The following is a 19,465-nucleotide window of genomic DNA, read 5'->3' on the forward strand; positions in this document are numbered from 1 at the left end:
CCCGTGTCAGTTCTGCGCCTACCGCAAATGTCGGCCACGGCCGGCAAACAAACCTGGGGCAACCTGCCCGGGGCCGCCCTCAGCCTGGCCATCGCCGAAGCCGCCAGCAGCGCAGGCCGCTTCACCCTGTTGCTGACTGCCGACAGCCAGGCTGCCGATCGCCTGGAACAGGAGCTGCGCTTCTTCGCCCCGCAGCTGCCGGTGCTGCCGTTCCCCGACTGGGAAACCCTGCCCTACGACCTGTTCTCACCGCACCAGGACATCATTTCCCAGCGCATCGCAAGCCTCTACCGGCTGCCGGAGCTGAGCCACGGCATCCTCGTCGTGCCGATCACCACGGCTCTGCACCGCCTGGCGCCGACGCGCTTTCTGCTCGGCAGCAGCCTGGTCCTGGACGTGGGCCAGACCATCGATGTAGAGCAGATGCGCACACGCATGGAGGCCAGCGGCTACCGTTGTGTCGACACGGTCTACGAACACGGCGAGTTCGCCGTGCGTGGCGCATTGATCGACCTGTTCCCGATGGGCAGCAAGCTGCCCTATCGCATCGACCTGTTCGACGACGAGATCGAGACCCTGCGCACCTTCGACCCGGAGACCCAGCGCTCGATCGACAAGGTCGACTCGATCCGCCTGCTGCCGGCGCGGGAATTCCCGATGCAGAAAGAGGAAGTCACTCGCTTCAAGGCACGCTTTCGCGAACGCTTCGATGTCGACTTCCGCCGCAGCGCGATCTTCCAGGACCTGGCCAGCGGCATCATCCCCGCCGGCATCGAGTACTACCTGCCGCTGTTCTTCGAAGAAACGTCCACCCTCTTCGACTACCTGCCGAACGACACCCAGGTGTTCTCCCTGCCAGGTGTCGAGCAGGCCGCCGAACACTTCTGGAACGACGTGCGCGGGCGCTACGAGGACCGTCGCGGCGACCTGACCCGCCCGCTGTTGCCGCCCGCCGAACTGTTCCTGCCGGTGGAAGACTGCTTCGCCCGGCTCAAGCAATGGCCACGGGTGGTGGTGAGCGCCGAGGAAGTGGAGCCGGGTGCCGGCCGCGAGCGCTTCCCGGCCCGCGCCCTGCCCAACCTGGCGATCGAAGCCAAGGCCAACCAGCCACTGGCGGCGCTGTCCGAATTCCTCGACCAGTTCCCGGGCCGGGTGCTGTTCACCGCTGAGTCGGCGGGCCGCCGCGAAGTCCTGCTGGAGCTGCTCGAACGCCTCAAGCTGAGGCCGCAGACGGTCGACGGCTGGGCCGATTTCATTACCGGCAAGGAACGCCTGGCGATCACCATCGCCCCGCTCGACGACGGCCTGCTGCTGGACGACCCGGCCCTTGCGCTGGTCGCCGAAAGCCCGCTGTTCGGCCAGCGCGTGATGCAGCGCCGACGCCGGGAAAAACGCGGCGAGGCGGCCAACGATGCGGTCATCAAGAACCTCACTGAATTGCGCGAAGGCGCGCCGGTGGTGCACATCGACCACGGTGTAGGGCGCTACCTGGGCCTTGCCACCCTGGAAATCGAAGGCCAGGCCGCTGAGTTCCTGACCCTGGAATACGCCGAGGGCGCCAAGCTGTACGTGCCGGTGGCCAACCTGCACCTGATCGCCCGCTACACCGGCAGCGACGACGCCCTGGCCCCGCTGCACCGGCTGGGTTCGGAAACCTGGCAGAAGGCCAAGCGCAAGGCCGCCGAACAGGTGCGCGACGTGGCGGCCGAACTGCTCGACATCTACGCCCGCCGCGCCGCGCGCAAAGGCTATGCCTTCGCTGACCCGGCCGCCGACTACGCCACCTTCAGCGCCGGCTTCCCCTTCGAAGAAACCCCGGACCAGCAGAACGCCATCGAAGCCGTGCGTGCCGACATGCTCGCCGCCAAGCCGATGGACCGCCTGGTGTGTGGCGACGTTGGCTTCGGCAAGACCGAAGTGGCCATGCGCGCGGCCTTCATTGCCGTGCACAGCGGCCGCCAGGTGGCGGTACTGGTGCCCACCACCCTGCTCGCCCAGCAGCACTACAACAGCTTCCGCGACCGCTTCGCCGACTGGCCGGTGACGGTCGAGGTGATGAGCCGCTTCAAGTCGGCCAAGGAAGTGGCCGCCGCCGCGGCCGACCTTGCCGAAGGCAAGATCGACATCCTCATCGGCACCCACAAGCTGCTGCAGGATGACGTGCGCTTCAAGGACCTGGGCCTGGTGGTGATCGACGAAGAACACCGCTTCGGTGTACGCCAAAAGGAGCAGCTCAAGGCCCTGCGCAGTGAGGTCGACATCCTCACCCTCACCGCTACGCCGATCCCGCGCACCCTGAACATGGCCGTGGCCGGCATGCGCGACCTGTCGATCATCGCCACGCCACCGGCGCGGCGCCTGTCGGTGCGCACCTTCGTCATGGAGCAGAACAACAGCACGGTGAAGGAAGCCCTGCTGCGCGAGCTGTTGCGCGGCGGCCAGGTGTACTACCTGCACAACGACGTGAAGACCATCGAGAAGTGCGCCGCCGACCTCGCCGAACTGGTCCCGGAAGCGCGTATCGGCATCGGCCATGGGCAGATGCGCGAGCGCGAACTGGAACAGGTGATGAGCGACTTCTACCACAAGCGCTTCAACGTGCTGATCGCCTCGACCATCATCGAGACCGGCATCGACGTGCCCAGCGCCAACACCATCGTCATCGAGCGTGCCGACAAGTTCGGCCTGGCTCAGCTACACCAGTTGCGCGGCAGGGTCGGCCGTAGCCACCACCAGGCTTACGCCTACCTGCTGACCCCGGCGCGGCAGAAGGTCAGCGCCGATGCCGAGAAACGCCTGGAGGCCATCGCCAACACCCAGGACCTGGGCGCCGGTTTCGTGCTGGCCACCAACGACCTGGAAATCCGCGGCGCCGGTGAGCTGCTCGGCGAAGGCCAGAGCGGGCAGATCCAGGCGGTGGGCTTCACCCTCTACATGGAAATGCTCGAGCGTGCGGTCAAGGCCATCCGCAAGGGCACCCAGCCGAATCTCGAACAGCCCCTGGGTGGCGGCCCGGAGATCAACCTGCGCCTGCCGGCACTGATCCCCGAAGACTACCTGCCGGACGTCCATGCGCGGCTGATCCTGTACAAGCGCATTGCCTCGGCGGCCGACGAAGAAGGCCTCAAGGACCTGCAGGTGGAAATGATCGACCGCTTCGGCCTGCTGCCCGAGCCGACCAAGAACCTGATTCGCCTGACCCAGCTCAAGCTGCAGGCGGAAAAGCTCGGCATCAAGAAAGTCGACGCAGGCCCCAATGGCGGCAAGCTCGAATTCGAGGGCGAGACCCCCGTCGACCCGCTGACCCTGATCAAGCTGATCCAGGGCCAGCCCAAACGCTACAAGTTCGAAGGCGCGACCCAATTCCGCTTCCTGGTACCCATGGAACGCCCCGACGAACGATTCAATACTTTGGAAGCGCTGTTCGAGCGCCTGACCCCACAGACAGCCTAAGGAAGATCCATGCGTGCCATCCGTTGCCTGACCTTGTTGCTTGCGCTGTTCGCGCCGGCTGCCTTCGCCGAAGGCCTGTATCAGGTAGAAATGCTTCTGCTGCGGCAGAACAGCGTGCCCGCCTTCACCAGCCCGTTCGCACCGGAAGATTGGCGCGCAGGCGCCCCGCGCCTGGAAAAAGGCGCCGAACGCCCGCTGGCGCTGGAAGACGAAGCCACCCGCCTGCAAGCCACCGCCGACTACACCGTACTGCTGCACAAGGCCTGGCAGCAGCAGGTAGGCAGCGCACCGAGCCGTGTCGCCCTGAGCGCGGGAGAGGAGCAGTTCGGCCACTTCCCGATCGAAGGCAACCTCAGCCTCACCGAAGGGCGCTTCATCGCGGTAGAGGCCAACTTCTGGGTCAACCAGCTCGACGGCAACGGCAACGTGTTGCGCAGCGAGCAGTTCAAGCAGAGCAACAGCAACATGAAGGGCGGCCAGCTGACCTTCATGGACGGCGGCCACCTGGCCGTACTGCTGAAGGTCACCCCGCCCGGCACACCAAAAATGCCGGCGATGGACCCGGAGATGATGGAGCAGTGATGTGAGCAAGGAGGATCCGCGGCAACTGCTGAGGGCTCACCCGGACTGGGTCGACTACATCCAGGACGGGGCCTTGAAGCGGGGCCGCGAGTATGCGGTGCAAGACCGCACGCGAATCCTTTCGCTGCACGACAGGAGCATCGAAGCCACCTGCGAAGGATCGTCTGGTGAACGTTATCACCAGACGATCCAGCTTGTACCGAACGGTGCCGAGCTGCGCATTTTCGGGCGCTGCACCTGCCCGGTCGGCTTGAATTGCAAACACTGTGTCGCCGTCCTGCTGAACGTGCAGCAAGAGGAAAGCCCGCTCGACAGCCAAGCGACACTGCTACTGTCCCCGGCACTCGACCAGTGGGTCGAAACACTCGAATCCACCGGCCAGCGAGTGGCCACGCCCAAGCCCGACCGCAAGGGCCCCGCCATTCACTACCTCATCCACGCGGGCAATCAGCATTGCACGCTGGAGGTGGTCAAAGGCACCCGACAAGCCGACGACAACGTGCACTTCGGCAAGATCACCTCCTTGCCCGAGCTGATCTACTACCCCCCACGCTATGTCACCCAGGATGATGCCCGGCTGTTGCGCCTGATCGATGCCAGCAGCGAAGCGTTACGCCCAGTGATCGAGCTCGAGGGCAAACAAGGCGCAGAACTGCTCGGCTATGCACTGGCCACCGGGCGCCTTCACCTGGCCCCCGATGCCCGCCCACTGGTGGCCGGGCCGCAGCTGCAGGCCGAGTTCCGCTGGGTCAGGCTGGATGATGGCAGCTACCGCGGCGCCTGGTACCAGGGCGAGCAATCACAACTGCTGGCACTGCCCGTCGAACCGATGTACTACATCGACCGAACGGCGCACCTGCTGGGCAAGCTGCAGCACGACCTGGACCCCTTCATCGCCAGCCAGCTCGCCCGTGCACCCAACGTACCAGAACACCTGGTCGTACCTTTGAGTCATCGATTGAACGCCTTGAACCGCCAAGTCCCCACACCTACCACCGTCAACACCGAACAGCTCGACGGCATCCTGCCAAAGGGCCACCTGACTCTCGGCAGCCTCGAATTCAGTGCCTACATGCCCAAGACCGGCCGCATGCAGCGCCAGATGCAGCACCGCGCCGCTTTGTCGTTCGACTACGACGGCCTGCGCGCCAGCGGCAACGACGACAAGCCACTGGCGCGCCTGGTCGGCACCACCAGCCAGCGTATTCGCCGCCAACCCCAGGCCGAACAGGCGCTGCGCAAAGCCCTGCGCGACCTTGGCTTCAAGCCCGCCACCCGGCAAAGCAAGGCCCTGCCCGACAGCGCTGGCGAAATGCTGCAGCTACCCGATGACGAAGCCTGGCTGCGTTTTGCCCGCGAAGGCCTGCCGCGCTTGCGCGAAGCGGGCTGGGACATCGACGTCCACCGCGACTTCGCCTTCAACCTGCAGGATGTAGACGACTGGTACGCCAGCATCGAAGAAGCCCCAGGCCATGAATGGTTCGACCTGGAGCTAGGCATCGTCGTCGACGGCCAGCGCCACAGCCTGCTGCCAATCGTGCTGCAACTGCTGCGCAGCAACCCTGAACTGCTGCGCGCAAGCGAACTGGCCCGCCGCACGGACGATGAGCACCTGCTCATCGACCTCAACCGCGGCCGCCTGGACAGCCCGGCACTGCGCGTTGCCCTGCCCTACGGGCGGATCAAGGCGGTGATGGGCACCCTGGGCGAGCTCTACCTGCACGAAGACGCCGCCGGCCCGAGCCTGCGCATGGACCGCGCCGATGCGGCGCGCCTGAACGACATCGCACACCTACCCCTGCACTGGGAGGGGGGTGCCCATGTGCGCGACCTGGGTCGGCGCCTGCGTGATGCCCGCGACCTGCAGGTCGAACCGCCCGCCGGGCTCAATGCCACCTTGCGGCCGTACCAGCAACAAGGCCTCAATTGGCTCCAGGCTTTGCGCGAAATGGGCACCGGCGGCATCCTCGGCGACGACATGGGCCTGGGCAAGACCTTGCAGGCCCTGGCCCACCTGCTACTGGAAAAACAGCACGGGCGCCTGAACACCCCGGCCCTGGCGGTAATGCCCACCAGCCTGGTGCCCAACTGGCTGGACGAAGCTCAACGCTTTGCCCCGGGGTTGCGCGTGCTGGCCCTGCAGGGCCCTGGCCGCAGCAAGCATTTCGCCAAGCTCAACGAGTACGACCTGGTGCTGACCACCTATGCCCTGGTGCCGCGTGACCTGCAGCACCTGCGCGCGCAGCCTTGGAGCGTGCTGGTGCTCGACGAAGCGCAGAACATCAAGAGCAGCACCAGCAAGGCCGCCCTCGCCGTGTGCGAGCTGCAGGCCAACCAGCGCCTGTGCCTGACCGGCACGCCGATGGAAAACAACCTGGGCGAGCTGTGGTCGATCTTCCACTTCCTGATGCCCGGCTGGCTGGGCGAGGTCAAGCGCTTCAACCAGGATTACCGCACCCCTATCGAACGCCACGGTGACGGCGAGCGCCTGGCCCACCTGGTCAACCGCATCCGCCCCTTCCTGCTGCGCCGCACCAAGGAACAGGTGGCCACCGAACTGCCGGCCAAGACCGAAATGGTCCATTGGGTTGAGCTCAGCGACGCCCAGCGCGACACCTACGAAGCGGTGCGGGTGGCGATGGACAAGAAAGTACGCGACGAGATTGCCCGCAACGGGGCGTCACGCAGCCAGATCGTCATCCTCGATGCGTTGCTAAAACTGCGCCAGGTGTGTTGTGACCTGCGCCTGGTCAAAGGGGTCGAGAGCAAAGGCAACCAGGCTGACAAAGGCAAGCTCGGCGCACTGCTGGAGATGCTGGACGAGCTGCTCAGCGAAGGGCGGCGGGTGCTGCTGTTCTCGCAGTTCACCTCGATGCTGGCACTGATCGAGCAGGAGCTGCAGAAACGCAAGATCCGCTACAGCCTGCTCACCGGCGACACCCGTGACCGGCGCACCCCGGTGCAGCAGTTCCAGAAGGGACAAAGCGAGGTATTCCTGATCAGCCTCAAGGCAGGGGGCGTTGGCCTGAACTTGACCGCTGCCGATACGGTGATCCACTTCGACCCTTGGTGGAATCCGGCCAGCGAAAGCCAGGCGACCGACCGCGCCTACCGCATTGGGCAGGACAAGCCGGTGTTCGTGTTCAAGCTGATTACCCGGGGCACGGTCGAAGAGAAGATCCAGCAGCTGCAGCAGGAGAAGGCCGCGCTGGCGGCGAGCCTGCTCGATGGTGGGCAGGCAGGGCAGTGGCGGCTGGGGGATGAGGAAATCGAGGCGCTGTTTGCGCCGTTGCCTGGGAAGCGCGGGCGCTGATTCTCTGCTGCCCGAGGTGGCCCTATCGCCGGCAAGCCGGCTCCCACGGGGTTCAGTGGTGCTCTCACTGTGGGAGCCGGTTTGCCGGCGATAGGGCCGGCTCGGTCAATCGACCAACTGCGCCTCTTTCAAAGCCCCAAGGGCCTCCAGCCAACGCGGCTGCTGGCGATAGTCGGTCCGCGCAAAGCCCTGCCCACGCATCCGCGCAATTCGCGGCGAAGGCTTGACCTTAAGCCGCTGCGCCGCAGTCAGTGCCAGCTCCGCCGACGCCCGGTCATTGCACACCAGGCCCATGTCGCAACCCGCACTCAATGCCGCCTCGATACGGTTGGCCGCATCGCCGACCACATGCGCCCCGGCCATGGACAGGTCATCACTGAAAATCACCCCGTCAAAGCCCAGCTCGCCGCGCAGGATGTCCTGCAGCCAGCGACGCGAGAAGCCGGCAGGCTGGTTGTCGATTTGCGGGTAGATGACGTGCGCCGGCATCACCGCGGCCAATTGGCCACTGAGGCGGGTGAACGGAATCAGGTCGGCCTGACGCAGTTGCTCCAGGCTACGCTCGTCGGTAGGGATGGCCACATGCGAGTCCGCCTCGGCCCAGCCATGCCCTGGGAAGTGCTTGCCGCAAGCGGCCATGCCCGCTGCGTTCATGCCACGAATGAAGGCCCCAGCCAGTTGCGTGGCACGTTGCGGGTCGCCTTCGAATGCGCGGCTGCCAACCACGGCGCTGCGCTGGTGATCCAGGTCGAGCACCGGAGCGAAGCTCAGGTCCAGGCCGACGGCCAGCACCTCAGTGGCCATCAACCAGCCGCACTGCTCGGCCAGGTACTCGGCATTGGCGTTGTCGGCGATCGCGCGCATCGCTGGCAGGCGCACAAAGCCCTGACGCAAGCGCTGCACCCGGCCACCTTCCTGGTCCACGGCAAGGATCAGGTCGGGGCGCACGGCACGGATAGAAGCGCACAGCTCGCGTACCTGGCGCGGGCTGTCGATGTTGCGAGCGAAGATGATCAGGCCGGCCACTTCCGGCTGGCGCAGGAGCTGGCGGTCTTCGGCGGTCAGCCATTTACCGGCGATATCCACCATCAGGGAGCCTTGCAGGCTGGCGGTCATAGGCAATCCTTCATTGCAAACTAATGTAAGCCCACTGGGGGCATGCGGCCTCGTCGATGCGCACTGGGCAATGCGCCGGCACGCGTTCGAACAGGCCAAGCAGGTCGGTGTTGCGCAGGCGTATGCAGCCATGGGACAGCGGTAAGCCCAAGGGTTCCGAGTCCGGCGTGCCATGCAGGTAGATATAACGGCGAAAGGTGTCCACCGGCCCCAGGCGATTGATACCCGGTTCACAACCGCTGAGCCAGAGAATACGGGTCAGTATCCAATCGCGCCCCGGGTATTGCGCATGCAATTGCGGCGTCCAGACCTCACCGGTCCAGCGTCGGCCGCAGAGCACGGCAGCAAGCGGCAAGCCTGCACCGATTTTCGCACGCACCAGGTGCAGCCCGCGTGGCGTACACCCCGAGCCGTTGCGCTCGCCGGCGCCATTACGCGCGGTAGAAACTTCCAGGCGCACACGCAATTGCCCATTGGCAAAGCCATAGAGGCGCTGGTCGGCGAGGGAGATGTGCAGGAAATCGAGGTCGGGCATGGGCGCTAGCTTAGCCGAAGCGCCCTGCCCCGCCCAGCCTTCAGGCCTTGGCGGTAGCGCTACCGGTCTTGCTGCGCGGGCGTAGCTGGGCCGAGGCCATGGCAGTGTCGGTGACGCCACTGTCGGCACGCATGCCGGCCGCCAGGAACGGCACCATCAGGCGCATGACCTGCTCGATCGAGGTGTTGATGCCGAAATCGGTTTCAGCGATAGCACGCAGCGCCTTGATACCGGACATGCTGAACGCCGCGGCGCCGAGCATGAAGTGCACCCGCCAGAACAGCTCCAGTGGCGGAATGCGTGGCGCAGCTTCATTTACCAGCAGCATGTAGCGGCGGAACACCTTGCCGTACATGTCTTCCAGATAGCGGCGCAAATGCCCCTGGCTCTGGCTGAAGGCCAGGCCCAGCAGGCGCATGAAGATCGACAGGTCGTTGTTGCTGCGCGGCTGGACCGCCAGCGCCTGCTCGACCAGCATCTCCAGCAGCTCTTCGAGGCTGGGCTTCTGCTCGGGCTTGGCCTGACGCCGTTCCAGCTCGCGCTCGAGGCTGGCGCAGAATGGGCCAAGGAAGCGCGAGAAGACTGCCTGGATGAGCGCTTTTTTCGAACCGAAATGGTAGTTGACCGCCGCCAGGTTCACCCCGGCCTTGCTGGTAATCAGCCGCAATGAGGTTTCCGCGAACCCCCTTTCCGCGAACAGCTGCTCGGCAGCATCGAGAATGCGTTCAACGGTTTCCGATTGGGCCATGACTACTCCATCAGGCAGACAAACAGGTGTTTGAAACATACGTTTCAGACCGGGCCCTGTCAAGGCCAGGTGACCAGGCGGTCGCCATTTAAATGCGCCAGACAGCAGGCTGCAAGCGACAAGATGCGCGGATTGCCGCTTTTATTGCAGCTTTGGCGCTTGCAGCGTATCCAGTACTGTATATAATTCCAGTCACTGTATAAAAAGACAGAGCGCTCGCCATGTTGAAACTGACGCCACGCCAAGCCGAAATCCTGGCTTTCATCAAACGCTGCCTCGAAGACAACGGCTTCCCGCCAACCCGCGCGGAAATCGCCCAAGAGCTGGGCTTCAAGTCACCCAACGCCGCCGAAGAGCACCTCAAGGCCCTGGCGCGCAAAGGTGCAATCGAGATGACCCCGGGGGCTTCCCGCGGCATCCGCATCCCTGGTGTCGATGCCAAGGCCGAAGAAAACGGCTTGCCGATCATCGGCCGGGTCGCCGCCGGCGCACCGATTCTCGCCGAGCAACACATCGAGCAATCCTGCAACATCAACCCGACCTTCTTCCACCCCCGCGCCGACTATCTGCTGCGCGTACATGGCATGAGCATGAAGGACGTCGGCATCTTCGACGGCGACCTGCTGGCAGTGCACACCTGCCGCGAAGCCCGCAACGGCCAGATCGTCGTTGCCCGCATCGGTGACGAAGTGACCGTCAAGCGCTTCAAGCGCGAAGGCAGCAAAGTCTGGTTGATCGCAGAAAACCCCGAGTTCGCCCCTATCGAAGTCGACCTGAAAGAACAGGAACTGGTGATCGAGGGTTTGAGTGTCGGCGTCATTCGCCGCTGATCCAGGAGGCGTCATGCAACAGTTCATCCAAGCACAACAGCAGGTCCAGCTTCCCCTGTTCGAAGCCTTCCTTGCCCAACCGGTTCTGCCGGGCCTGAAGGCCACCGAGCAGGCACGTAAAAGCAGCCAACCGGAGCTGTTCAGTGAACTGTCCCTGCGTGGCGCACCGGAGCATTGTCAGAGCCTGTTGGCACCGGTATTGCGCGAACTGAGCGAGGAGCAGGAAGCCCGCTGGCTCACTCTGATCGCCCCACCCGCCAGCCTGACTCAGGCCTGGTTACGCGACGCCGGCCTGAACCGCGAACGCATTCTGCTGCTGCACCCTCGCGGCAACCAGAGCGCATTGCAACTGGCCTGCGAAGCCTTGCGTCTTGGCCGCAGCCACACCGTGGTCAGCTGGCTTGGCAGTGTCAATGCCACCTCCCGCCAGCAACTGGTACGCGCAGCCAGTGCCGGAAACGCACAAAGCCTGAACATCCGCCTTGGCTGATGTTCAGGCTTTGCCTGTGACGCAATAGAAACCAGGGCTTAGTGCAGTACGCGCGGCCCTTCGTCGCGCTCGAGCTCGCCATCCATGAGACGGCCAGCCATCTGCACACCGACACTCAACATGGCCTTGGCGACTTCGACGTGTTGACCCTGCAGGAATGCCTTGGCGTCTTCCGAGAAATCCAGGGTTACCAGTGAGCCTTCATCCTCGGCGCGACGCAGTTCGATCCGGCCATCAGGCAACTCGACAATTTCCAGAAACGACGTAGACATATAGGGCAGTTCTCCACGAAAGGCCGCTAGTGTACCAGCCGATGCGGCTATCAGCACTCACTCAACGCGTCGCGGAAACGTCTCACCAAGCCTTTAAGGTTGCTACGCCAGCTTTCCAGCTCTTCGCGCGAGCGCGCAGGCGGCTCGGGTTGATCGAGATTGACGGCCTGGATCAAGGGCTGAGTGACATCGGTTTTCGGCGCTTTCTTCGCGACCGGTGGTCGGAACAAATCGGCATAAGCGCTGAGCAGTTGTGCCAACCAGGTCTCCCGTTGACGGGCCAGCTCCAGCAGCTCGGCGACTTCCGGAATGGCGATGGCGTTCAGGGCGTCGTCGGCGAGCAGCTGTTCGACGCTCGGCGCCATTGGCAGGCGATAGTAGCCTGCGATCTCATGGCACAACCCCAGCAGCGCGCCATACAGGTGGAACAGAGCAGACTCGCGCTCAGCCTGGACCAGGCCCTGGGCATTCATCGCCTGGCTCTCGGCTGCCTTGGCCATGGACTCCAGGGCTAGGCCGGCGAAGAATAGTTTCTGGTTGGTGCGGGTGTAGAGTTCCTGGGCCATGTCGGGTGGCCTCCTTAAGGCTGCAAGGCGAATAGCTGCAGTTTCAAGGATCAGGGTGGGCTTGTCATCAACGAAATGGGGCCGCTTCGCGCCCCATCGCTGGCAAGCCAGCTCCCACCAGGACCCCCACGGTATTTCAGGGGGATGCTTTTGATGTGGGAGCTGGCTTGCCAGCGATGGGGCGCGAAGCGGCCCCATTTCAACGCACCGACGAATCAGCGCTTGTCTTCGACCTTCCAGGCATTGCCGTCGTAGAAGGCTTTCCAGCCAGTCGGCTTGCCATCGACCTCGGATTGCACGTACTGCTCCTTGGTCTTGCGGCTGTAGCGGATTACCGCCGGGCGCCCGTCGGGGTCCTTCTGCGGCGCATCACAGAGGAAGTGATACTTCGGATCGATCTCATGTTTGTGCGGGAGAATTTCCAGCACCAGCGGCGCACGCGTTTCGCGGTTCTTGGGGAACTGGCTGGCGGCCAGGAACAACCCCGAAGCACCGTCACGCAGCACATAGGTGTCATCGACCTTCTCGCACTTGAGCTCTGGCATCTCCACCTTGTCCATCTTCGGTGGTGCAGCCTCGCCGCTCTTGAGCAGCTTGCGTGTGTTCTTGCACGCCGGGTTGGTGCAGCCGAAGAACTTGCCGAAACGGCCTGTCTTGAGCTGCATCTCGCTGCCGCACTTGTCACACTCCAGGCTCGGCCCTTCATAACCCTTGATGCGGTAGCTGCCCTCTTCGATCTCGTAGCCGGCGCAATCCGGGTTGTTACCGCAGATATGCAGCTTGTGCTTCTCGTCGAGCAGGTAGGCGTCCATGGCCGTGGCGCAAATCGGGCAGCGGTGCTTGCCACGCAGCACCAGGGACTCGGATTCGCCCTCGTCGTCGGCAGCGATCTCGTCGCCCGGCACCAGGTTCACGGTGGCCTTGCAGCGCTCTTTCGGCGGCAGGCTGTAGCCGGAACAACCGAGGAACACGCCGGTGGAGGCAGTACGAATCATCATCGGACGGCCACATTCCTTGCACGGAATGTTGGTCATGGTCGGCTGGTTGGCGCGCATGCCGTTTTCGGCAGACTCGGCAGTCAGCAATTTCTTGCTGAAATCGCCATAGAACTCGTCGAGCACGTGTTTCCAGTCACGCTCACCCTGGGCCACGTCGTCGAGGTTCTCCTCCATGCCGGCCGTGAAGCCGTAGTCCATCAGATTGGAGAAGCTTTCCGACAAGCGCTCGGTAACGATGTCACCCATCTTCTCGGAATAGAACCGACGGTTGTGCAGCGTCACATAGCCGCGGTCCTGGATGGTCGAGATGATTGCCGCATAGGTCGACGGGCGACCGATGCCGCGCTTTTCCATTTCCTTGACCAGGCTGGCTTCGGTGAAGCGTGCCGGCGGCTTGGTGAAGTGCTGGCTCGGGTCGAGCTGGATCAGCTTCAGCGCCTCGCCCTGAGCCATTTCCGGCAGCACGTCGTCTTCGCCCGGCTTGCTCTGCTGAGGCAGCACACGGGTATAACCGTCGAACTTGAGGATGCGGCCCTTGGCACGCAGCTCGAAGTCGCCAGCCGCCACGGTGACGCTGGTGGACAGGTACTGCGCCGGTGGCATCTGGCAGGCCAGGAACTGGCGCCAGATCAGCTCGTACAGGCGCTCGGCGTCGCGCTCCATGCCGCTGAGCTTGGTCGGGTGGGTGTTGACGTCAGATGGGCGAATCGCCTCGTGCGCCTCCTGGGCACCCTCCTTGCTGCCATACACCACCGGTGCATCCGGCAGGTACTGCTTGCCGAACTCGCGCTCGATGTAGCTGCGCGCCATGTCCAGGGCGTCGGACGACAGGTTGGTCGAGTCGGTACGCATGTAGGTGATGTAACCGGCTTCGTACAGACGCTGGGCCATCATCATGGTCTTTTTCACCCCGAAGCCCAGGCGGTTGCTCGCGGCCTGCTGCAGGGTGGATGTAATGAACGGCGCCGACGGCTTGCTGCTGGTCGGGCGATCTTCACGCTTGATGACGCTGTAGCTGGAAGCCTTGAGCTTCTCCAGCGCAGCCATGGCTTGGGCTTCGTTGAGCGGCTTGAAGGCCTCGCCCTTCTCGCGAGCCACTTCGAAGCGCACCTTGGCATTCTTGGCGGTACCGAGGTCAGCGTGCACTTCCCAGTATTCTTCGGGGATGAAGGCACGGATCTCGCGCTCTCGCTCGACCACCAGCTTCACCGCCACCGACTGCACACGCCCCGCCGACAGGCCACGGGCGATTTTGGCCCACAGCAGCGGCGAGACCATGTAGCCCACCACGCGGTCAAGGAAGCGCCGTGCCTGCTGAGCATTGACGCGGTCGATATCCAGCTCGCCTGGCTGCGAGAAAGCCTCCTGGATGGCCTTCTTGGTGATTTCGTTGAACACCACGCGCTTGTAGCGGGTGTCGTCGCCACCGATGGCCTCGCGCAGGTGCCAGGCAATGGCCTCCCCTTCGCGGTCCAAGTCGGTTGCGAGATAGATGGTGTCGGCATCCTTGGCCAGGCGGCGCAGCTCTTCGATCACCTTTTCCTTGCCAGGCAGGATCTCGTACTTGGCCTTCCAGCCGTGATCGGGGTCGACACCCATGCGCGCCACCAGCTGGCGACGGGCCTTCTCTTTTGGCGACAAGGCCGGAGCCTCACCCGCAGCAGCCTTACCACGCTTGGCGGCCGGCTCTTTGCTGGCGCTGGCCGAACCGCTGGTGGGGAGGTCACGGATGTGGCCGATACTCGACTTCACCACGTACTGGTTGCCCAGGTACTTGTTGATGGTCTTGGCCTTGGCCGGGGATTCCACAATGACCAGCGATTTGCCCATGGATCGGAGTATTCCTGAATCTGAAGATGAAAAACGCGTCAGGTGCCGGACGCGGCACCGCTATATATAGTGGCAAAAGAGTGAGGTCAAGCGCGGTCGTTCACTCGGGCGACTCGCCATGCACCTCAGGCAGCCCCTCTTCGGCCTTGACCAAAGCAAAGCGTGGCACCTGCTCGCCGTCAACCTCGACGGACTCCTGGAACATCGAAAGTGGCCTCACCCAGTAGCTGTAATCACCATACAGGCATTGGTAGAAGACCATCCACTCTTCGCTCTCGGAGTGCCGTGCAACACTGAAGACACGGTACTCAGGCCCTTTGTAATGCCGGTATACGCCTGGTTGTATCTGCATGCCGCCTACCCTCTTGAAACAAATTCCGTAAAAAACAAAAACCGGGGCACGAGGCCCCGGTTGCTGCCTTGCTACGCGATCAGACGCGTTCGAAGACAGTGGTGATGCCTTGGCCCAGGCCGACACACATGGTGGCGACACCCAGGGTACCGCCATTCTGCTTCATGACGTTGAGCAGGGTGCCGGAAATCCGCGCACCGGAGCAACCGAACGGGTGGCCCAACGCGATGGCGCCGCCGTGCAGGTTAACCTTCTCATCCATCTTGTCGAGCACTTTCAAGTCTTTCAGCACTGGCAGGGCCTGTGCAGCGAAGGCTTCGTTGAGCTCGATGAAGTCGATATCGGCCATGGTCAGGCCGGCACGCTTGAGGGCTTTCTGGGTCGACGGCACCGGGCCGTAGCCCATGATGGCCGGGTCGACACCCGCCACGGCCATCGAACGAATCACGGCCAACGGCTGGATGCCGAGGTCCATGGCGCGCTGGCCGGACATCACGATCATGCACGAAGCACCGTCGGTGATCTGCGACGAAGTACCCGCGGTAACGGTACCACCTTTCGGGTTGAACGCAGGCTTCAGCGAAGCCAGGCCTTCGAGGGTGGTTTCCGGGCGAATGGTTTCGTCGAAGTCGAATACCTTCAGGAAGCCGTTCTCGTCATACCCTTGCATCGGGATGATCTCGTCCTTGAACTTGCCCTCGACAGTGGCCTTGTGGGCCAACTGGTGCGAACGCAGGCCGAACAGGTCCTGTTGCTCACGGGTGATGCCGTGCATCTTGCCCAGCATCTCGGCGGTCAGGCCCATCATCCCGGACGCCTTGGCAGCGTACAGGGACATGTGCGGGTTGGGGTCGACGCCGTGCATCATGCTGACGTGGCCCATGTGCTCCACGCCACCGATAACGAACACATCGCCGTTACCGGTCATGATCGCCTGAGCAGCAGTGTGCAGCGCGCTCATCGACGAACCGCACAGGCGGCTGACGGTCTGGGCAGCCGAGGTGTGCGGGATCTGGGTCATCAGCGATGCCATGCGGGCGATGTTCCAGCCCTGCTCCAGGGTCTGGTTGACGCAACCCCAGATCACGTCCTCGACTTCTTTCGGGTCGACCTTGTCGTTGCGCTCGAGCAACTTGCTGATCAGGTGCGCCGACATGTCTTCGGCGCGGGTGTTACGGTGCATGCCACCCTTGGAGCGGCCCATCGGCGTGCGACCGAAGTCGACAATCACCACGTCTCTTGGATTGAGGCTCATATCAATATTCTCGCTCTAACTCGTAGGCCGCTCAGTTGAAGAAGCGCTGGCCGTTCTTGGCCATTTCACGCAGCTTGGCGGTCGGGTGGTACAGCGGCCCCAGGTCGGCGTACTGATCGGCCAGGGCAACGAACTCGGCCACACCGATCGAGTCGATGTAACGCAGCGCACCACCGCGGAAGGGAGGGAAGCCAATGCCATAGACCAGGCCCATGTCCGCTTCTGCAGCCGTTTCGACGATACCGTCTTCCAGGCAGCGTACGGTCTCCAGGCACAGTGGCACCATCATCCAGTTGATGATGTCTTCGTCGGTGACTTCACGCTGCTCGAAGATGACCGGCTTGAGCACGTCGAGCACGGTGGCATCGAAGACTTTCTTCGGTTTGCCACGCTTGTCGGTCTCGTAGGCGTAGAAGCCCTTGCCGTTCTTCTGGCCCAGGCGGTTGGCTTCGTACAGGGCGTCGACGGCGGAGCGGCGATCGTCCTTCATGCGGTCCGGGAAGCCTTCGGCCATCACGTCACGGCCATGGTGGCCGGTGTCGATGCCGACCACGTCCATCAGGTAGGCAGGGCCCATCGGCCAGCCGAACTTCTCCATGACCTTGTCGATGCGCACGAAGTCGACGCCGGCGCTGACCAGCTTGGCGAAGCCGCCGAAGTACGGGAACAGCACACGGTTGACCAGGAAGCCCGGGCAGTCGTTGACCACGATCGGGTTCTTGCCCATTTTCTTGGCGTAGGCCACGGTGGTGGCAACGGCCACATCACTGGACTTCTCGCCACGAATGACTTCGACCAGAGGCATCATGTGCACCGGGTTGAAGAAGTGCATGCCGACGAAGTTTTCAGGGCGTTTAAGCGCCTTGGCCAGCAGGTTGATGGAAATGGTCGAGGTGTTGGAAGCGAGGATCGCGTCCTCTTTCACCTGGCCTTCCACTTCCGACAGCACGGCCTGCTTGACCTTCGGGTTCTCGACCACGGCTTCGACGACGATGTCGACGTTGCCGAAATCACCATAGGACAGGGTCGGGCGAATGGCGTTGAGCGCCTCGGCCATTTTCGCCGGGGTCAGGCGGCCTTTCTCGACGCGCTTGCCGAGCAGCTTGGACGCCTCGTTCAGGCCCAGCTGGATGGCCTCCTCACGGATGTCCTTCATCAGGATCGGCGTGCCTTTGACAGCCGACTGGTAGGCAATACCGCCACCCATGATACCGGCGCCGAGCACGGCGGCCTGTTTCACGTCGTGGGCGATCTCGTCGTGAGCCTTGGCCTTGCGCTTGAGTTCCTGGTCGTTCAGGAACAGGCCGATCAGGCTCTCGGCGACCGAAGTCTTGGCCAGCTTGGCAAAGCCTGCGGCTTCCACTTCCAGCGCCTTGTCACGGCCGAAGTTGGCAGCTTTCTGGATGGACTTGATGGCTTCGACCGGCGCGGGGTAGTTCGGGCCGGCCTGGCCCGCAACAAAGCCTTTGGCAGTCTCGAAAGCCATCATCTGCTCGATGGCATTGAGCTTGAGCTTTTCCAGCTTGGGCTGGCGCTTGGCCTTGTAGTCCAGCTCGCCGCTGATGGCGCGCTTGATCAGATCGAGGGCACCGGCCTGCAGCAGCTCGGGGGCAACCACAGCGTCGACGGCACCGACCTTGAGGGCGTCTTCGGCACGGTTTTCCTTGCCGGCGGCGATCCATTCGATGGCGTTGTCCGAACCGATCAGGCGCGGCAGGCGCACGGTACCACCGAAGCCTGGGTAGATCCCCAGCTTGACTTCCGGCAAGCCGATCTTGGCGGTGCTGGACATGACGCGGTAGTCGGCCGCCAGGCACATTTCCAGGCCGCCACCCAGGGCGATGCCGTTGATGGCCGCCACGGTCGGCACTTCGAGGTCTTCGAAGGCATTGAAGATGCGGTTGGCTTCCAGGTTGCCGGCCACCAGCTCGGCCTCGGGCAGCTTGAAGTTATCGACGAATTCGGTGATGTCGGCGCCGACGATGAACACGTCCTTGCCGCTGCTGACGATCACACCCTTCACCGAGGCGTCGGCCTTGATGGCGTCGACGGCCTGGCGCAGCTCGTCCAGGGTCAGGCGATTGAACTTGTTGACGGACTCACCCTTGAGGTCGAACTTCAGTTCGACGATGCCGCTTTCAAGAGCCTTAACCGTGATGGCTTTACCTTCGTAAATCATCAACTGATCTCCACGATATGGAAGCTGAACTGTACACGCCGATCACTGGTGGAAAAGCAGCCTATCGCTGCCCTCGCCCCAGGCACACCCGTCAGCGCGCTAGTCGGGATTCTGTACGAGCGGTGTGACATACAAACGCTCAATTCATACGCCCGTTTGATTTGGGTATGCACACATTCTCCGAAAAGATCCGCGTTGTCAAATGCTCGCAAGCACGGTGAAAACGCGACTTTCCGGTCATTTTCCATCGTCCGGGGGCAAAACATGATGACAGTGATCGCCGATCATTCATGTCAGCGATTGACCACAAGCAATTGCGCGATGCTGCATTTTTCCCATGCAATGCGCGCAAAGCTGGCTACACTGCCACTCGCTTGATGAAATTCCCGGCCTGCCTGGCCTTTTCTGCGCTGCAGAAACGACAAAGCGGCTACCTGGCATCCCCGAAGGGCGTACCAGGTAGCCGCTTTGTCGTTACGGCGCTGTCGTTACAGCACGATCAAGCAAGCGTTTCGAAGGCGTGGGCAATATCCTGCAACACAGATTTATCCCCGCGTTCGCTCCAGTAGAGGGCGATCATGCGCTTGTCGGCTTCGACCTTGTAGACCGTTTCCGGCAGGCGTGCGAACACCTCGTTCAGGCGCGGATCCTCGCACACTTCGCGCCACTGGTTCCACCATACACCGGGGCTGACCTGCCAGTAGCACCAGCTGTCTTCATGCCCCCGACGCCGCGCCCGATGGTACTGCGGGCACGGGCTGGGCGGCTCGTTTTCCAGCCAGTGCGGCCACTTCTGGGGCGCCAGCTGCATGGCCAGGCCCATGCGCCGCGCTTCCAGGCGCAGGCTCATCTGCTCGCCTTGCTTGCGCGAAAGGCGCAGCCAGGAAAGCGGACTGAGAATCAGCGCAAGGATTGACACCACCAGCCATACCGTCATATCTGTAGA

General features: G+C 63.2%; 15 protein-coding genes. 5 read left to right on the forward strand and 10 right to left on the reverse strand.

Going from position 1 to position 19,465, the window contains the following annotated elements; genetic code table 11:
• The first annotated feature begins 3 nt into the window (after positions 1-3).
• The 3 genes from mfd to KU43P_RS18730 are packed head-to-tail and all read left to right on the forward strand — an operon-like array spanning position 4 to position 7,348.
• A complete protein-coding gene (mfd, locus tag KU43P_RS18720) occupies positions 4-3,453 on the forward strand; it encodes a transcription-repair coupling factor (protein ID WP_317658949.1) in 3,450 nt (1,149 codons plus the stop codon).
• Between the two features lie 9 nt (positions 3,454-3,462).
• A complete protein-coding gene (locus KU43P_RS18725) occupies positions 3,463-4,035 on the forward strand; it encodes a CsiV family protein (protein WP_317658950.1) in 573 nt (190 codons plus the stop codon).
• Position 4,036: 1 nt separating this feature from the next.
• Positions 4,037-7,348: a DEAD/DEAH box helicase gene (locus tag KU43P_RS18730; RefSeq protein WP_317658951.1), complete on the forward strand. Its 3,312-nt coding sequence runs from the start codon at positions 4,037-4,039 to the stop codon at positions 7,346-7,348.
• 105 nt (positions 7,349-7,453) lie between these two features.
• Here KU43P_RS18730 and nagZ read toward each other — a convergent pair whose 3' ends face one another.
• The 3 genes from nagZ to KU43P_RS18745 are packed head-to-tail and all read right to left on the reverse strand — an operon-like array spanning position 7,454 to position 9,747.
• The gene (gene nagZ / locus KU43P_RS18735) at positions 7,454-8,452 is read right to left on the reverse strand and encodes a beta-N-acetylhexosaminidase (RefSeq protein ID WP_317663864.1); all 999 of its coding nucleotides are present in this window, start codon (positions 8,450-8,452) and stop codon (positions 7,454-7,456) included.
• A gap of 22 nt (positions 8,453-8,474) precedes the next feature.
• Positions 8,475-8,999, reverse strand: coding sequence for a L,D-transpeptidase (locus KU43P_RS18740; protein ID WP_317658953.1), 525 nt, complete (start codon positions 8,997-8,999; stop codon positions 8,475-8,477).
• Between the two features lie 40 nt (positions 9,000-9,039).
• Complete coding sequence (locus KU43P_RS18745; protein WP_317658954.1) at positions 9,040-9,747, reverse strand: TetR/AcrR family transcriptional regulator; 708 nt, start codon at positions 9,745-9,747, stop codon at positions 9,040-9,042.
• Positions 9,748-9,968: 221 nt separating this feature from the next.
• Between KU43P_RS18745 and lexA the strand changes: the two genes are divergently transcribed.
• Positions 9,969-10,577 (forward strand): transcriptional repressor LexA, encoded by a 609-nt coding sequence (lexA, locus tag KU43P_RS18750; protein WP_317658955.1) that lies wholly within the window; start codon positions 9,969-9,971, stop codon positions 10,575-10,577.
• A gap of 13 nt (positions 10,578-10,590) precedes the next feature.
• The gene (sulA, locus tag KU43P_RS18755) at positions 10,591-11,067 is read left to right on the forward strand and encodes an SOS-induced cell division inhibitor SulA (protein WP_317658956.1); all 477 of its coding nucleotides are present in this window, start codon (positions 10,591-10,593) and stop codon (positions 11,065-11,067) included.
• A gap of 38 nt (positions 11,068-11,105) precedes the next feature.
• Here sulA and KU43P_RS18760 read toward each other — a convergent pair whose 3' ends face one another.
• The 7 genes from KU43P_RS18760 to KU43P_RS18790 form a co-directional block, all read right to left on the reverse strand.
• Positions 11,106-11,339 carry a hypothetical protein gene (locus KU43P_RS18760; RefSeq protein ID WP_004376430.1) on the reverse strand — a complete coding sequence of 78 codons (234 nt, stop codon included), beginning with the start codon at positions 11,337-11,339 and terminating at the stop codon, positions 11,106-11,108.
• Positions 11,340-11,389: 50 nt separating this feature from the next.
• Positions 11,390-11,905 carry a DUF6586 family protein gene (locus tag KU43P_RS18765; protein ID WP_317658958.1) on the reverse strand — a complete coding sequence of 172 codons (516 nt, stop codon included), beginning with the start codon at positions 11,903-11,905 and terminating at the stop codon, positions 11,390-11,392.
• Between the two features lie 215 nt (positions 11,906-12,120).
• On the reverse strand, positions 12,121-14,733 hold the full coding sequence (gene topA / locus KU43P_RS18770) for a type I DNA topoisomerase (RefSeq protein WP_317658960.1): 2,613 nt from the start codon (positions 14,731-14,733) through the stop codon (positions 12,121-12,123).
• 100 nt (positions 14,734-14,833) lie between these two features.
• A complete protein-coding gene (locus tag KU43P_RS18775) occupies positions 14,834-15,085 on the reverse strand; it encodes a DUF1653 domain-containing protein (protein ID WP_317658962.1) in 252 nt (83 codons plus the stop codon).
• A 79-nt stretch (positions 15,086-15,164) separates the two neighbouring features.
• Positions 15,165-16,340 (reverse strand): acetyl-CoA C-acyltransferase FadA, encoded by a 1,176-nt coding sequence (gene fadA, locus KU43P_RS18780; protein ID WP_317658963.1) that lies wholly within the window; start codon positions 16,338-16,340, stop codon positions 15,165-15,167.
• Positions 16,341-16,371: 31 nt separating this feature from the next.
• Positions 16,372-18,519 (reverse strand): fatty acid oxidation complex subunit alpha FadB, encoded by a 2,148-nt coding sequence (gene fadB, locus KU43P_RS18785; RefSeq protein WP_317658965.1) that lies wholly within the window; start codon positions 18,517-18,519, stop codon positions 16,372-16,374.
• A gap of 499 nt (positions 18,520-19,018) precedes the next feature.
• A complete protein-coding gene (locus KU43P_RS18790) occupies positions 19,019-19,456 on the reverse strand; it encodes a hypothetical protein (RefSeq protein ID WP_317658966.1) in 438 nt (145 codons plus the stop codon).
• Between the last annotated feature and the right edge of the window lie 9 nt (positions 19,457-19,465).

This window comes from Pseudomonas sp. KU43P, assembly GCF_033095865.1.
GTDB lineage: Bacteria > Pseudomonadota > Gammaproteobacteria > Pseudomonadales > Pseudomonadaceae > Aquipseudomonas.

Excerpts from the sequence above, each read along its gene's own strand:
- KU43P_RS18725 (WP_317658950.1), top strand. The coding sequence starts at position 3,463 with ATGCGTGCCATCCGTTGCCTGACCTTGTTGCTTGCGCTGTTCGCGCCG.
- KU43P_RS18740 (WP_317658953.1), bottom strand. The coding sequence starts at position 8,999 with ATGCCCGACCTCGATTTCCTGCACATCTCCCTCGCCGACCAGCGCCTC.
- KU43P_RS18745 (WP_317658954.1), bottom strand. The coding sequence starts at position 9,747 with ATGGCCCAATCGGAAACCGTTGAACGCATTCTCGATGCTGCCGAGCAG.
- lexA (WP_317658955.1), top strand. The coding sequence starts at position 9,969 with ATGTTGAAACTGACGCCACGCCAAGCCGAAATCCTGGCTTTCATCAAA.
- sulA (WP_317658956.1), top strand. The coding sequence starts at position 10,591 with ATGCAACAGTTCATCCAAGCACAACAGCAGGTCCAGCTTCCCCTGTTC.
- KU43P_RS18760 (WP_004376430.1), bottom strand. The coding sequence starts at position 11,339 with ATGTCTACGTCGTTTCTGGAAATTGTCGAGTTGCCTGATGGCCGGATC.
- KU43P_RS18765 (WP_317658958.1), bottom strand. The coding sequence starts at position 11,905 with ATGGCCCAGGAACTCTACACCCGCACCAACCAGAAACTATTCTTCGCC.
- topA (WP_317658960.1), bottom strand. The coding sequence starts at position 14,733 with ATGGGCAAATCGCTGGTCATTGTGGAATCCCCGGCCAAGGCCAAGACC.
- KU43P_RS18775 (WP_317658962.1), bottom strand. The coding sequence starts at position 15,085 with ATGCAGATACAACCAGGCGTATACCGGCATTACAAAGGGCCTGAGTAC.
- fadA (WP_317658963.1), bottom strand. The coding sequence starts at position 16,340 with ATGAGCCTCAATCCAAGAGACGTGGTGATTGTCGACTTCGGTCGCACG.
- fadB (WP_317658965.1), bottom strand. The coding sequence starts at position 18,519 with ATGATTTACGAAGGTAAAGCCATCACGGTTAAGGCTCTTGAAAGCGGC.
- KU43P_RS18790 (WP_317658966.1), bottom strand. The coding sequence starts at position 19,456 with ATGACGGTATGGCTGGTGGTGTCAATCCTTGCGCTGATTCTCAGTCCG.